Genomic DNA, 14,065 nt, shown 5'->3' on the forward strand with positions numbered 1-14,065 from the left:
TTTTTAATGCTTTAAAACTTATTTTTTGAAATATTTTAAAGAAGTTAATATTTTTAGATAACCTTATAAAGTTCCTTATTTAAATTGGCTAGTGAAGAAAAGAATTGGATTAGGTACGTGGTCTTGGGGGAATAAGCTTTTCTGGAATTATCAATCTACAAATGACGATGATTTACGTGAGACATATGATGAAGCGTTACGAAGAGGTTTCGATCTAATTGATACTGCAGATTCTTACGGTACTGGGAATCTTAAGGGCAGAAGTGAATTGTTGATAGGAAAATTTTTACTAAATACTCCTTCAGCAAAGAAAAAAAGAATACAAGTAGCAACCAAACTTGCACCTTATCCCTGGAGAATAGGTAACAGAGGCTTTAATAAACCTTTTTTGAAAAGTTTAGAGAGACTTAATAACAAATTAGATATAGTTCAATTACATTGGTCAACTGCGAAATACAATCCTTGGCAGGAATTAGGGCTGTTGAATAATCTTTGCGATTTAAAAGATGAAGGCTTTGATTTTCAAATAGGCTTATCAAATATAGGCCCTAAAAGATTGATGAAATTAATTAATTTTTTAGCAAAAAGAAATCAGAACCTAAAGAGTGTTCAAATACAGTTTTCTTTGCTTGCTCCCGATTTAGGAAAACAATATCAGGTAAAAAAAATTTGCGACGAAAATAATATTGATTTCTTTGCTTATAGTCCTTTGTCCTTTGGAATACTTTGTATTGATCCAGATAAAGAAGAAAATAAAGAAAAAAGTTTTATTCGTAATTCCTTATTTGAAAACTATAAAAAACCAACATATGAATTGCGGAGGTGTCTAAAAAGAATTGCGCATCAAAGATCAGTTTCCCAAGCGCAAGTAGCAATTAATTGGTGTTGTTATCAAGGAACTATTCCACTTGTTGGAATGCGAAAAAAATCACAAGTTATAGATGTATCTAATGTATTTAATTGGAATTTAAAAAAAAATGAATTTAAAGTACTTCAGGAAGTTTCAAAAAAATGTTTAAAAAAAATGCCGAAAAATCCTTTTTCGAGTAATTAATTAAATTTTTAGCTAGATATTTTCTTATTTTTTTTGATTTGACAACTACTATTCCATAGTTCATTGGGAAATTTTTCACCAGTGAATCTAATAACTTTTGGTTTGAGATTTATTATCAAGTCATTTAGTTTTTTATTAGATTCCATTTTGCAAGATTGGATTTCTTAATAAGATAAATTAATTTAAAACTTATCTTCTCAGTATTTATACTTATAAAATTAAAAAAATTCTTTTTAATACACGTAATTGCAGCAATATTTACACACTCATAAATTATCTACTACAACTTCTTAGTTATTGAAAAAAGTGGAGTCCTTCCAGACTCCTCGTATCATTTGGTTGATAAGGCTGATATAACCCCATCTCCTTTTGGATCAAGCAGCAACTGGTGCTGTTTGACGGGAGAAACTAACGATTTTGTTAGCATTTGTGTTTTTGCTCTAACCGAGCCGGCTTCAGTCACCTTCCTTATGCCCCGTCGAAACCATTACAACCCCAAATAGTGGAGTTGAGCGGAATCGAACCGCTGTCCGAAACATCGGTTGAGATCACCTAGTCCAATTGGACATTTATATTCTGACAGGCAAAATGGTTATTGAATAGTTTTTTTACTAAGTTTTATCGTATATGAATGTAGTGGCATCATCTCCGGAGGGACTAGAGAAATCTTTAGCAGATGAAATTTCAAATTTAGGCGGCTTTAATATTAATACTTATAAAAGATTTGTTAATTTTGAATGTGATTTTGAAACTTTTTATAGAGTTCATTTCTATTCCAGATTAGCGTTTCGTTTTTATAGAGAAATTGCAAGTTTTAATTGCTATGACAAGCAATCTTTATATGCGGGGGTTAGAGATTCATTTGATTGGTTAAATTGGTTGCACTTTGATAAAACCTTTAATGTTCAAGTGACTGGGCGAACATCTTCTTTAAGTCATACTCATTTCACTGCTCTTGAAGTAAAAAATTCTATAACTGATTTACAACAGGCAGTTTGGAATAAAAGATCAAATATTTCTCTAGTTAATCCTGATTTTATAATTCATCTGCACTTAAATAATAATAAAGCAATTCTCAGTCTTCAAAGCAGCGTTGAAAGCTTACACAAAAGAGGCTATAGACCTGCAATAGGAAATGCTCCATTAAAAGAAAATTTAGCTTCTGGATTGATAAATATGACTCAATGGAATGGCAAAGTTCCATTAATAGATTTTATGTGCGGCTCGGGAACTTTTTTAATTGAGGCAGTCAACCAATACCTTGGAGTTCCTATAAATATTGATCAAGTATATCTTTTTGAGAATTGGTTGGACTTTAGGAAAGATATTTATCTTAATGAAAAAAATAAGGCAAAAAATAAAATTATAAATTATGAAAAATTGCCAACAATAATAGGATGTGAAATTAATAAAAAGGTTTTTGAGCAGGCGAATGTAAACATATCATTAGCTGGACTAGAAAATTATATTGAGCTTATAAATAATGATTTTTTAGCACTCCAATTAAGTTGCACACCTGGGATAATCATATGTAATCCTCCATACGGCAAAAAATTAGGCGATGAAAATGAATTAATTTATTTATATGAACAAATGGGAATCTTCCTAAAGAATAATTTTTCAGGTTGGGAATTTTGGCTGCTAAGTGGAAATCCAAAACTAACAAAATATTTGAAAATGAAATCTTCATTGAAAATTCCTGTTAGTAATGGGGGAATAGATTGTAGATGGATAAAGTATTTAATAAGGTAATTTATTTTTTGCCTAAAACTGCTTTTGTTGTCTTGCCTAAACCCTCTAATGTTTGAGGAAGATATGGTCCTTTGGCTAATTTTCCTCCAAGTTTTAAACTTAAGCCTGCAAGAACTAAATCGATAAATATTATGAGTAATAAATTATATTCAATATTCCAATTATTATATTTTTTTAGAAAAAGGTAGAAAATAATATGGATGCAAATTAGTACTAATAATAATAATGTGCTGCCAATTGCCAAAAATATTCCACCACTAATTAATCTTCTTTTTTCTCTATCTACTTCTTGAAGAGCTATTCTTACATGCAAATCCATAACTGAACTGGCAATCGCTGAAATTCTGGAGGCGGTATTTGCAAAGTTTTTATTTTTTGGTTTTTCCATATTATTTTCTACCACTGTTTAGGAGCGTTCCTATTAGTAAACCAATACCAGCAGCAATAGCAATAGATAATAATGGTTTTTTTCTTATAGGACTTTCTATTTTTGGTCTAAGTGTATTGTTAAGTTCTTCTAATAATTCTTCTAATTGACTTTCTATAGGCTCAATTTTTTCTGATATTTCCCAATTGTTTTCTCTTATTGAATCAATTATTTCAAATAGTTGGCTTTTTATTCTAATTGCTGAGGTTCCACTATGGCTTGCTATTACTTCAACTAAATCGTCAATACTCCCTTTTGTGGCTTCAAGGGTTTGTTGTGCAATGTTAGGCCATTTTTCTTTTATTAAAGGTATTAAACTGTCAATCTTTTCGAGTAACCATTTTTCCGAGAGAACCTCTCTTTCAGGAAGATTAGAGTTATCTTCTTTATCTTCTACTTCTTTGGGAGGATGGTAAGTCTCCATTATTAAACTTAATTTATTTTAAGATTAGACCCTATTTTCTTAATTTGGAACCCTTATCTAAATAATTGTGGGATTTATATAGAATAAAAACATATAAAAGTTTATTTACATTTTATTTATCTACTCTGTTCTGCAAGAAGCTTTTGTTAAGCTATTACTGGAATTATTAAATGAGTTTAAATTTCATCATGGATATTACATTTGCATCATTAATTTTTGCATCTCGCACAATCCCTACAGATTTTGGATTAGTAGCTGCAGCTATCGCTGGAGCTGGAAGTTTGCTATTCATCGCTTTAAGATTTGTTCCTGATGCAGGTAATTAAATAAAAGGGATCATCTTTAAGAAAAAATATCTTTATCTAAACTTTGTTTTGCAAAAAGATTTAATTTATTTATCAACTACATAATGGATAAATGGGTTTTGCTCGAACATGAAGTTTATAATGCTAAGTCTAAAGATATTCATTATGATTTTCTTGTTGAAAATGGAATAGATTGTTTAACTTGGAAATTTTTAAAACTACCTTTATTAAATCAAGCTTCTATAGAAATTTCTAAGCAGCCAAATCATAGACTTATATGGCTTTCCAGGATAGAACATGAACTTTCTGATAATAGAGGTTTTGTAAAAAGAATTGATCATGGAATATTTAAAAACGTTTCTACAGACTTGGACTGTGAAAATTATCGATTCATTTTGGATGGTGAACTTCTTTATGGCTTGTTTGAAATTTCGGCTAATTCTTGTAGATTGAGCAAAAGTTATTAATATTTATTTATAAATAAACGTAATATTCCTATTGAGAATTTTTGCAAATTAGTTATTCTTATTTAGCTATTGAGACTTGAGATTGGTACATATCAATCAGGTCGAGTTTGAAAATTTTAAATCTTTTGGGGGAAATGTAAAAATACCTCTTGAAGAAGGTTTTACGGTGGTTACGGGTCCTAACGGTTCTGGGAAAAGTAATATTTTAGATGGAATTTTATTTTGTTTAGGTCTAGCTAATAGTAGAGGTATGAGGGCTGAAAGATTACCTGATCTAATAAATAACTCCAAAGTTAAAGAGGGTAAGTCATCAGAAACATCTGTATCGGTAAAATTTAATATTCAAGATTGGTCTCCCAGAGAGGACCTTCCGCCTTTGGAACTAGAAGAAGAAGAAATCGCCCTTAATAAAGGTCAAAAAGAATGGTTAGTTTCTAGAAAATTAAGGCTTATGCCAGGTGGTTCTTATGCTTCTACTTATACTTCTGATGGAAAACAATGTACCTTGCAACAAATACAGAGAATATTAAGAGATATCAGTGTTGATCCTGAGGGCAGCAATGTTGTTATGCAGGGTGATGTAACAAGAATAGTATCAATGAATAATAAGGAGAGGAGAAATCTTATTGATGAATTAGCAGGAGTAGCACTTTTTGATACAAGAATAGAACAAACTAATGCAAAATTAAATGACGTTTTCGAAAGACAAGAAAGATGTGAAATTTTAGAAAATGAATTGCAATCTAGTAAAAATAAGCTTGAAAAAGAATGTGAAAAAGCAAAGCGATATAAAGAGTTAAAGGCAAAACTATTACAAATAATGGAATTAGAGAAAGTTCTTATTTATGAAAAACAAGTTAAGCATGTTGAATCTATAGAAAAAAAAGAAAGTGAAATTGAAAAAAATAAAATCTTATTTAATAAAGAAAAAGAATCTATTAGTAAAGAAATATCAGTTTTAGAAGATGCTTTGAAAATACTTGTTGATGAGCTTAAGGAGAAAGGAGAGGATAAATTGATAAAAGTGAATTCTGATATTGGAAGTATTAATTCTAGCTTGAGAGAACTTGATAGGATATCAAGTCTGAATAAAGAAGAAGGTATTAAATTACAAAAACAGAGAGATGAAATTGCAATTTCTAAGAGGAATATTGAGTCAGAAAAGATGAGACAAGAAAATTTCGATGATAATTTTTTAAATCAATTGAACTTTCAAATTGATGATCTCACTTTAAAACACAAACTATCTAGAAAAAAACTTTCTGATGCGGCTGGAGAATCTGGAGAATTCTCAAAACAAAGTATCAAATTAAACGCTGAGCTTGAAAGTATAAAAAATCAAATTAATCCTTTAGAAATAAAAAAAAGGAAACTTGAAGAAGAAACGATTCAAAATAATATTCAAAAAGATGAGATATTGTCACAGATCGAATCCTTAGACTTAGAAAAGCAGAAACTTTTTCAGGGAAATCAAAGAAAAAAAGAGACATCCGATACAAAGAATAAAAACTTGGCAAGTAATAGCGCAGAAATTCATTCTTTAAAAAATGAAATCGATTTATTAATTAAAACTAAATCAAGGCTAAATAACGAGCAATTAAGGCTTGAAAAGGATTTATCTAGATTCGAAAGCAGGAAGGAAGCTTTAAACGAATCTAGAGGTTCATATGCTCTCAGAATTCTCTTAGAGGCAGGCTTAGAGGGTATACATGGTTATGTAGCTCAACTTGGAGAGGTTAGTGAGAAAAATAGATATGCATTAGAAATTGCTGCTGGAAATAGGTTAGGACAAATTGTTGTTGATAATGATCATATTGCTGCAAAAGCAATTGAAATTCTTAAAAAGAAGAAAGCGGGAAGATTAACTTTTTTACCTTTAAATAGAATTAAAAGTCAAAAAAAGAATTATGCAATTTCAAGATTTGAAAATAACAGGGAGAATGGATTTATTGATAAAGCTATTAATCTAATTACTTTTGATGAAGTTTATTCAGATGTTTTTCGATATGTTTTTGGAGATACTTTGGTTTTTTCAGACTTATCCTCAGCTAGGTTATCTATACAAAAAAATAGGTTGGTTACCTTAAGTGGTGAATTATTAGAAGCAAGTGGTGCTATTACAGGAGGCAGTAAGTTAAATAAAGATTTGGCTTATAGGTTTGGAATTAATAATGATAATGATGATTCCAGTCCTATAAAAGAAAGATTATTAGTTATCGAAGAAGCTTTAAAAGAGTCAAATAATGATTTGATACTAAAAAATAATAGACTTAGTATTTTGAATTCTAACCGCAGTCAAATAATTGAGGATTGGGCCTCATTTAATAAAGAAATTGAAGTAAATCAAGATTCTCTTAAAGCTGTCTTGCAAAGAATTGAGGATTGTAAATCGAGATTAAATAAACTTGATACTGCTAATAATTTATTAGTTAAAGAGTTAGGTCATTTAAAAAATCAATTGAAGCCTTATCACGATAAGTTTGATCAACTACAAACCATTCAAAAGGCAAATTATGAAAAAAATCAAAAATCATCATTAATAGCTTTTAATGACGATTTTAATAATCTTGATAAAAAACTTGAATTACTTATTAAAGAGAGAAATACATTATTAGATAAAAAGAATCAATTCGCTTTAAATAAAGAGCGTATCAATAATTCATTAAAAATTACTTTACTACAAGAAAAAAACTTGCAGGAATCTATTAAACAACTCGCAATTGCTCATAGTGAATGGATAGAAAAAAGGGATCAATTTAAAAAAGAGCTTTCAGATCTCGATAATCAAAAAAATTCTCTAGAGAAGAATTTAGGTTTATTGAGAAGGAAAAGAGATGAATTAAACTCTTCAATTTCAAATAAAAGGCAAGAATATAATAACTATCTGTTAAAGCTTGAATATCTTGAAAGGGATATGCATTCCCTCAAAGAAGAGATGAGGAGCGAGAAAATAAAATTAGAAAATTATAAAAAAGATCTACCTAATCCTTCCCCGGAGTTTGGAGAATATGAAGGGAAGGGTCTTGAATCTTTGCAATCAGAAATTTCGATTATAAATGCAAAACTAGAAAGCTTAGAACCTGTCAATATGTTAGCTCTTGATGAACTAGAAGAATTAATTGAGAGATTAAATGGTTTGCGAGAAAAATTAGAAATTCTATCTAATGAAAGATCTGAATTATTGCTGAGAATAGAAACTGTATCTACGATGCGTCAAGAAGCTTTTATGCAAGCATTTACAGAAGTTGATAGACATTTTAGAGAAATTTTTGCAAATTTATCTGATGGAGATGGATTTCTTCAACTTGAAAATCCTAATTCTCCTTTAGAAGGAGGATTAACTTTAGTGGCTCATCCCAAGGGAAAAAATGTCAGAAGATTAGCTTCTATGTCAGGTGGTGAAAAATCGTTAACCGCTTTAAGTTTTTTATTTGCTTTGCAAAAGTATAAGCCTTCACCTTTTTATGCATTAGACGAGGTTGATAGTTTTTTAGATGGCATTAATGTTGAAAGGTTGTCAAAACTAATATCAAATCAGTCATCAAATGCTCAATTTATAGTCGTAAGTCATAGAAGGCCTATGATTAGTGCATCTGAACGAACAATTGGGGTTGCGCAAGCAAGAGGTGCTAATACTCAAGTTCTTGGGTTACCAAATGCTGCATAAACACACTTTTTTAAATTTATACGTCAGAATGATAAAAAGAAATTTATGAGCTTGTCTAACACATCTGCTAATAAGAATCTCCCTAACTCGGTTCCTAGTGAACGTTTATGGTTAAGGTCAGAATTAATGGGAACACAAGTGATAACTACTGATACTGGAAGACGGCTAGGCGTAGTTGGCGAAGTTGTTGTTGATATTGATAGAAGAGAGGTGGTCGCTTTGGGACTAAGAGATAATCCACTTACAAGATTTTTACCAGGTTTGCCAAAATGGATGCCTTTAGAAAGTATTAAGCAAGTTGGAGATGTCATATTAGTTGACTCCCTAGATTCTTTAAGTGAAAGTTTTTCTCCAGAAAGGTATGGGAAGGTAATTAATTGTCAAGTGATTACAGAATCTGGACAACTTCTGGGAAGAGTTCTTGGCTTTTCTTTTGATATTGAGACTGGGGATTTGATATCTCTTGTTATGGGTGCTGTTGGTGTTCCGCTTTTAGGCGAGGGAGTTTTAAGTACTTGGGAAATACCTGTTGAGGAAATTGTAAGTAGTGGTACTGATAGGATTATTGTTTATGAGGGTGCGGAAGAAAAACTGAAGCAACTAAGTAGTGGACTACTTGAGAAACTAGGAGTCGGGGGTTCTTCATGGGATGAAAGGGAAGTCAATGGATACTCAGCAAATCTTGTACCTGTTGAGAATCAGTTACTTTCAGGTTCTGAATCAGAACAGCAAAACAATTTGGTCGAGGAATATGAAGAAGTTGTTGAACAAGATGATTATGAAGATGATTATGAAGATGATTATGAAGATGAACTTGAATATATTGAAATAAAGGGTTCTGAAGCAGAACTAAATAATAGAAAAAAGCTATACATGGATAATGATGATTCTGATCAGATCCAGAATCAAAATATTGTTAATCAAATAAATGAAAAAAATAATATTGATTTAAAGCAAAAAAAACAATCAACTACTAATTTAGCTTCGAAAAGACCAATTCAAAATGCAACTGAAACTTTAGATATTGAACCACTAAACGAACAAAATTTAGTTCAAGATAATAAAAAATCAGAAAAGTTTGAAATTGATGACCCCTGGTAATTGTTAAAGTTTTTTTATTGAATTAAGAATTATAGAAGCAAGTTTTTTTGCAGCACCTTTATCGCCTCTTTCTTTGTGTAGATTATCCCTAATACTTTTTAATTGATCTCTATTTTTAATAAGAAATAATACTTCTCTTGCAATTTTTATTGGTGAAATATTCCCTATCCTTTCAGGGACAATCATTCTTTTAGCTTTAATATTTGGCCAAGCAAAAAATTTCTTTTTTTTAAAATAAAAATTTTTGATTATAAAAGTTAGTAATCTATTTATTAATGAAATTTTTCCTATTACTCCAAAAATACCATCCCAGGCATTCATCATATTTAAATGTTGAGTTGGCAGAATTACTAACATTGGAAGACTAATTGCTGCTAATTCTGCAGTATTTGCTCCAACAGTTGTAATTGCAAGATCACATTCTTTTAATATTTCATAGCAAGGATGTTTCTTGATTAGATAAATCTTTGTATTTTTTGATGTTTCAATTACATAATCAAAAAGAGAGTCTTTAAAGTTTTTAATTGTTTTGATTTTTGATGAGTAATATTTAGCAATTGGATTTTTATTGCTTTGAAAAAATAAATATTCACTTTTATCAGTAGTTGGGGCAATGGGAATTATAAAATTTATATTTTGATTTTCTTCAGCGATATGATCTGCAAGTTCTAAGAAGAAAGGAATTCCAACAGAAAGCTTTGCTTTCTTAGAACCAGGCAATAATGCAATATGATGTTTTTCTTTATTTCTTAATGATATTTTGCTATTAAGTTTGATATCTGCCATCAAATCGCCAATTATCTTACATTTATATTTATATCTTTTAGGTATTGACTCTTTTACTTTTACATTCATAGCAGCGATTGCGTTGGTCCATTTAGGCCATCGTGAAACCCATTCAGCATATGTAATATTTAAATAACCTAATCTTTTAGCTAATAAAATGCTCCAAAATTGATCCCCACCAAGGAAAATAACCACCCCTTTTTTGGGCCAATATGCAAAAGAATGTGGATTTATTAATAATTTCCAAAAACTTTTGGATTTTGTAATTAATTCGAATTTATTCCATGAATTTGCAACTAAAAATTCTTTACCGGTGGCATTTGGGCAAGGAACAAGGACTAATCTAAGAGTGATATCTTGTTTATCGTAATCACGTAATGATCTATTTACTTTTTTAAGCTCATCTATTACAGGATTTACCCATGTGGTTAATTCACCAGGACCATTGGAAATTATAACTACTGCAACTGATTTTTTTTTCATTGCAGTCAAGCCAGAATACATTAAATGCGGACGGCGAGACTTGAACTCGCAAGGCCGAAGCCACACGCTCCTTAGACGTGCGCGTCTACCAATTCCGCCACGTCCGCAAAGGGTTTTAAGCAACCGGGGGATACCTAAACCTTAAAAATATCATACATTATTGGCTGAAATAAGGATCTAGTTCGAAAAGAGAATTTTTGAAGATCATGATTATTTTTCTATTGCATAAAACAAATATTTATACATATATAACGTTTTAGGTTGTATTGTAAAAAATGTCCTCTGATTACTAAAAAAATTTGTTGAATACTTTGGCAAATAATTTTTTATTTTAAGTCATTTCATTTCTTCAATTTTATTTTCATAATGGTTGAAAAAGTTTTAATTGCTAATCGTGGAGAAATAGCTTTACGAATTGTCAGAAGTTGTAGAGAACTAGGGATTGCAACAGTTGCAGTTTTTAGCACTGTTGATAAAAAAGCATTGCATGTTCAGCTTGCTGATGAGGCGGTTTGCGTCGGAGATTCATTAAGTAATAAGAGTTATTTAAATATTCCAAATATACTTGCTGCTGCTACATCAAGAGGAGTTGATGCTATTCATCCTGGTTATGGATTTCTTGCGGAAAATGATAAATTTGCTGAGATGTGTAACGATCATGGCATAGTTTTTATTGGCCCATCTCCTAAAGCTATTAGATCTATGGGAGATAAATCTACAGCTAAAGAAACTATGGAAGCAGTTGGAGTTCCAACAGTACCTGGCAGTAAAGGCTTGTTATCAAATGTTGATGAGGCTTATAAATTGGCAGATGATATTGGCTATCCGGTAATTATTAAAGCGACTGCTGGAGGAGGCGGAAGAGGTATGAGGTTGGTTGAAAACTCCAATAATCTAGAAAAAATGTTTAAAGCAGCTCAAGGCGAAGCAGAAGCAGCTTTTGGTAATGATGGTTTATATATGGAGAAATTTATAAAGAAGCCAAGACATGTAGAAATTCAAATTTTGGCTGACAGGTCGGGTAATGTTGTTCACTTAGGAGAGCGAGATTGTTCAGTTCAAAGAAGACATCAGAAGTTACTAGAAGAGTCTCCCAGTCCTGCAATTAACCCTGCGCTAAGAAAAAAAATGGGGAACGCAGCTATTGCTGCTGCAAAAAGTATCGGCTACGAAGGAGCGGGGACAGTTGAATTTTTAGTTGATGATGATGATAATTTTTATTTTATGGAAATGAATACTAGGATTCAAGTTGAACATCCTGTTACTGAAATGGTTACAGGAGTAGATTTAATAGCTGAGCAAATTAAAATCGCAAGCGGAGCAAACTTGGAATTTAGTCAGGATGATATCCATTTAAACGGTCATGCCATTGAATGTAGAATCAATGCTGAAGATCCTTCTCACAATTTCCGACCATCACCTGGAAAAATAACTGGGTGGCTTCCTCCTGGTGGCCCTGGTGTAAGGGTGGATAGTCATGTTTATACAGGCTATGAAATACCTCCTTTCTATGACTCATTAATTGGTAAATTAATAGTCTGGGGAAAAGATCGTAATACTGCAATTAAACGTATGAATAGGGCTTTAAATGAATGTGCGGTCACTGGTATTCCTACAACAATTAACTTTCATCTAACTTTACTAAATAAATCTAAATTTAAGCAGGGTAAGATACATACTAAATATGTAGAAGAAGAATTATTGCCAAATTACTGAGAAATAATTAATTATTTCTATGAAATATGTGTATGTAATGCAAGTTTTACAAGCCCTTGCTGACCGACTAAAATTTCTCTTAAAAAGCTTATAACTCCGATCCAAATTACGGGTCCAACATCAACACCTCCAATAGGAGGAATTAGTTTTCTTGTTAAATTAAGAATAGAGCTTGATGGTATTGAAATTAATAACCATAAACCTTTATTTAAATCAATTTTTGGATACCAAGTAAGTATTAATCTTATTAGAAAAACTATAGTTAGATATGAAAGAGAAATTCCTAAACTAATATCTAAGATTTTAAGAGAGTTTACAAGCAAGAAATCACAATTATTTAACTCATCTTAATAAATAACCCATTGAAACGTATTTAATTCGTATTATAAATTGAGAATTTAATATTTAAAAAGTGTTTCAAATCTCAAATTTATTAATAGCCGCAGATTTTTCTGCTGAAGTTGCTAATAATTCAGCAGTTGGTATGATAGGTAGTTTTATTGCGGCTGCCTTACTTATCGTTGTTCCAGCTACTGCATTTTTGATTTTTGTTAGCCAGAAAGATTCCCTCGATCGTACTTCTACTGGAAGACGCTAGTTTTTGTAGAAGTTTTAAGTACACTATATATATGGGATACAAGTAATCCTTTAAAAAATAAATTTTTGGAGAAAGAATGTGGTCAATGCTAGTCTCAATTGGGCCAGTATTGTTGGTATAGTTCTCGCTGTATGTGGGGGAGGCCTTTATTTCTTGAGGTCCTTTAAGCCTGCCTTGGCAAGGGATTATGATGTTTTTTTCGCAGCAATTGGACTTTTGTGTGGAGGAATATTATTTTTTCAAGGCTGGAGGTTAGATCCTATCCTTCAGTTTGGTCAGTTTTTACTTGCAGGAACTACAGTTTTTTTCGCATATGAAAGTGTGCGATTGAGGGGAGTTGCTACTGATCAAGCTAGAAGATCATCTTATTTTGATGATGATCCTATTTCTGATGGTCCCAGAAATTCTAGAGGCCGATTTAATGACGATTATGATAGGTTTGAAGAATCTGAAAGACCATCCAGAAGATTTAAACCTCAAGAAGATGAATTTGAAGAAGACTATATTCAGGGGAGATCTCCTAGGAGGAACGTTTCAAGAGCGATACCATCTGCCGCAGCAAGTAGAAGCAGGCCATCTACAAGGGGAATAAGTCAGTTTGAAAATGACGAACCTATAAGAAGGAGAAGACAGACTTCTGAAGATAGAAATAGTAAACAACCAGAAACAAATAACTTTGGTGAAAGAAGAAATTTATCTCGCGATGAAGTTAAAACAGGGTCTAGACCAAGAATGAATCGTACAGTATCTAGACAAGATAATATCTCTGCTCCTAGTGATTCTTCTCCATTAAGAAAGAAACCTACTAGATCCTCTATAAGGCAGCAAACTTCAACAACTAAAGTAGAAGATGCTTCATTTAAAGATGCTAATCAAGCCAAAAAAACACGTGATACTCGGAGAGTGAGCTCTTCATCTAGATCAAGTTCAAAAAATCAAAATAGTAGGTATAACGTTGGAACAAATAAGAAGAAACCAAGGGATAACAGTTCTAGATTTGATGATTAATTATAAGATTCCTGCCCATTTTAAAAACGATTGTTTACTAAATAATTCAATCAATACTATTGCAAAGAAGCCAATCATTGCAAATCTTCCATTAGTTATTTCAGAATACCAACTCCATCCAAATTTATATTCATCTTTAATTTCTATAGATTTTTCATCTAATTTATTATCTTCAATTTGTTCATTGATCTGATTAGGATCTTTTTGCTCTTCTATAAAACTCTCATTCTCTAAATTAGTGACTTCTGAGTTAGTTTGTTCTTCTTTGGAATTCATT

At 31.4% G+C, this 14,065-nt stretch carries 14 protein-coding genes and 1 tRNA gene; 9 read left to right on the top strand and 6 right to left on the bottom strand.

Annotation, left to right across the window (positions count from 1 at the left end; translation table 11 throughout):
* The first annotated feature begins 91 nt into the window (after positions 1 to 91).
* The gene (locus A9601_RS09415) at positions 92 to 1,054 is read left to right on the top strand and encodes an aldo/keto reductase (protein ID WP_011817540.1); all 963 of its coding nucleotides are present in this window, start codon (positions 92 to 94) and stop codon (positions 1,052 to 1,054) included.
* A gap of 627 nt (positions 1,055 to 1,681) precedes the next feature.
* Positions 1,682 to 2,806 (top strand): THUMP domain-containing class I SAM-dependent RNA methyltransferase, encoded by a 1,125-nt coding sequence (locus tag A9601_RS09420; RefSeq protein ID WP_011817542.1) that lies wholly within the window; start codon positions 1,682 to 1,684, stop codon positions 2,804 to 2,806.
* Between the two features lies 1 nt (position 2,807).
* On the opposite strand, the gene A9601_RS09425 is transcribed toward A9601_RS09420, so the two are convergent.
* Positions 2,808 to 3,194 carry a phage holin family protein gene (locus A9601_RS09425; protein WP_011817543.1) on the bottom strand — a complete coding sequence of 129 codons (387 nt, stop codon included), beginning with the start codon at positions 3,192 to 3,194 and terminating at the stop codon, positions 2,808 to 2,810.
* A 1-nt stretch (position 3,195) separates the two neighbouring features.
* Entirely contained in the window at positions 3,196 to 3,657 is a 462-nt protein-coding gene (locus A9601_RS09430) for a DUF883 C-terminal domain-containing protein (protein WP_011817544.1), read from the bottom strand.
* A gap of 188 nt (positions 3,658 to 3,845) precedes the next feature.
* On the opposite strand from A9601_RS09430, the gene A9601_RS18460 reads away from it, so the two are divergent.
* From A9601_RS18460 to A9601_RS09445, 4 genes are all read left to right on the top strand, one after another.
* The gene (locus A9601_RS18460) at positions 3,846 to 3,983 is read left to right on the top strand and encodes a hypothetical protein (RefSeq protein ID WP_100883046.1); all 138 of its coding nucleotides are present in this window, start codon (positions 3,846 to 3,848) and stop codon (positions 3,981 to 3,983) included.
* 83 nt (positions 3,984 to 4,066) lie between these two features.
* Positions 4,067 to 4,429, top strand: coding sequence for a hypothetical protein (locus A9601_RS09435; protein WP_011817546.1), 363 nt, complete (start codon positions 4,067 to 4,069; stop codon positions 4,427 to 4,429).
* A gap of 76 nt (positions 4,430 to 4,505) precedes the next feature.
* The gene (smc, locus tag A9601_RS09440) at positions 4,506 to 8,096 is read left to right on the top strand and encodes a chromosome segregation protein SMC (RefSeq protein ID WP_011817547.1); all 3,591 of its coding nucleotides are present in this window, start codon (positions 4,506 to 4,508) and stop codon (positions 8,094 to 8,096) included.
* 45 nt (positions 8,097 to 8,141) lie between these two features.
* On the top strand, positions 8,142 to 9,197 hold the full coding sequence (locus A9601_RS09445; protein ID WP_011817548.1) for a PRC-barrel domain-containing protein: 1,056 nt from the start codon (positions 8,142 to 8,144) through the stop codon (positions 9,195 to 9,197).
* 3 nt (positions 9,198 to 9,200) lie between these two features.
* Here A9601_RS09445 and A9601_RS09450 read toward each other — a convergent pair whose 3' ends face one another.
* The gene (locus A9601_RS09450) at positions 9,201 to 10,487 is read right to left on the bottom strand and encodes a hypothetical protein (protein WP_041484497.1); all 1,287 of its coding nucleotides are present in this window, start codon (positions 10,485 to 10,487) and stop codon (positions 9,201 to 9,203) included.
* Between the two features lie 4 nt (positions 10,488 to 10,491).
* Positions 10,492 to 10,573: transfer RNA gene (locus tag A9601_RS09455), tRNA-Leu, on the bottom strand.
* A 259-nt stretch (positions 10,574 to 10,832) separates the two neighbouring features.
* On the opposite strand from A9601_RS09455, the gene accC reads away from it, so the two are divergent.
* Complete coding sequence (gene accC / locus A9601_RS09460) at positions 10,833 to 12,182, top strand: acetyl-CoA carboxylase biotin carboxylase subunit (RefSeq protein WP_011817550.1); 1,350 nt, start codon at positions 10,833 to 10,835, stop codon at positions 12,180 to 12,182.
* 17 nt (positions 12,183 to 12,199) lie between these two features.
* Here accC and A9601_RS09465 read toward each other — a convergent pair whose 3' ends face one another.
* On the bottom strand, positions 12,200 to 12,505 hold the full coding sequence (locus A9601_RS09465; protein WP_011817551.1) for a YggT family protein: 306 nt from the start codon (positions 12,503 to 12,505) through the stop codon (positions 12,200 to 12,202).
* A gap of 89 nt (positions 12,506 to 12,594) precedes the next feature.
* Here A9601_RS09465 and psbX point away from each other — a divergent pair, with 89 nt between their 5' ends.
* Entirely contained in the window at positions 12,595 to 12,780 is a 186-nt protein-coding gene (gene psbX / locus A9601_RS09470) for a photosystem II reaction center X protein (protein ID WP_011817552.1), read from the top strand.
* 78 nt (positions 12,781 to 12,858) lie between these two features.
* Positions 12,859 to 13,788, top strand: coding sequence for a Ycf66 family protein (locus tag A9601_RS09475; protein ID WP_011817553.1), 930 nt, complete (start codon positions 12,859 to 12,861; stop codon positions 13,786 to 13,788).
* On the opposite strand, the gene A9601_RS09480 is transcribed toward A9601_RS09475, so the two are convergent.
* Positions 13,789 to 14,064 carry a chlorophyll a/b-binding protein gene (locus A9601_RS09480; RefSeq protein ID WP_011817554.1) on the bottom strand — a complete coding sequence of 92 codons (276 nt, stop codon included), beginning with the start codon at positions 14,062 to 14,064 and terminating at the stop codon, positions 13,789 to 13,791.
* Between the last annotated feature and the right edge of the window lies 1 nt (position 14,065).

The sequence above is a fragment of the Prochlorococcus marinus str. AS9601 genome, assembly GCF_000015645.1.
In the GTDB taxonomy this organism is placed as follows: domain Bacteria; phylum Cyanobacteriota; class Cyanobacteriia; order PCC-6307; family Cyanobiaceae; genus Prochlorococcus_A; species Prochlorococcus_A marinus_O.

Coding starts and splice junctions, on each gene's coding strand:
- A9601_RS09420 (WP_011817542.1), top strand. CDS start 1,682: ATGAATGTAGTGGCATCATCTCCGGAGGGACTAGAGAAATCTTTAGCA.
- A9601_RS09425 (WP_011817543.1), bottom strand. CDS start 3,194: ATGGAAAAACCAAAAAATAAAAACTTTGCAAATACCGCCTCCAGAATT.
- A9601_RS09430 (WP_011817544.1), bottom strand. CDS start 3,657: ATGGAGACTTACCATCCTCCCAAAGAAGTAGAAGATAAAGAAGATAAC.
- A9601_RS18460 (WP_100883046.1), top strand. CDS start 3,846: ATGGATATTACATTTGCATCATTAATTTTTGCATCTCGCACAATCCCT.
- A9601_RS09435 (WP_011817546.1), top strand. CDS start 4,067: ATGGATAAATGGGTTTTGCTCGAACATGAAGTTTATAATGCTAAGTCT.
- A9601_RS09445 (WP_011817548.1), top strand. CDS start 8,142: ATGAGCTTGTCTAACACATCTGCTAATAAGAATCTCCCTAACTCGGTT.
- A9601_RS09450 (WP_041484497.1), bottom strand. CDS start 10,487: ATGTATTCTGGCTTGACTGCAATGAAAAAAAAATCAGTTGCAGTAGTT.
- accC (WP_011817550.1), top strand. CDS start 10,833: ATGGTTGAAAAAGTTTTAATTGCTAATCGTGGAGAAATAGCTTTACGA.
- A9601_RS09480 (WP_011817554.1), bottom strand. CDS start 14,064: ATGAATTCCAAAGAAGAACAAACTAACTCAGAAGTCACTAATTTAGAG.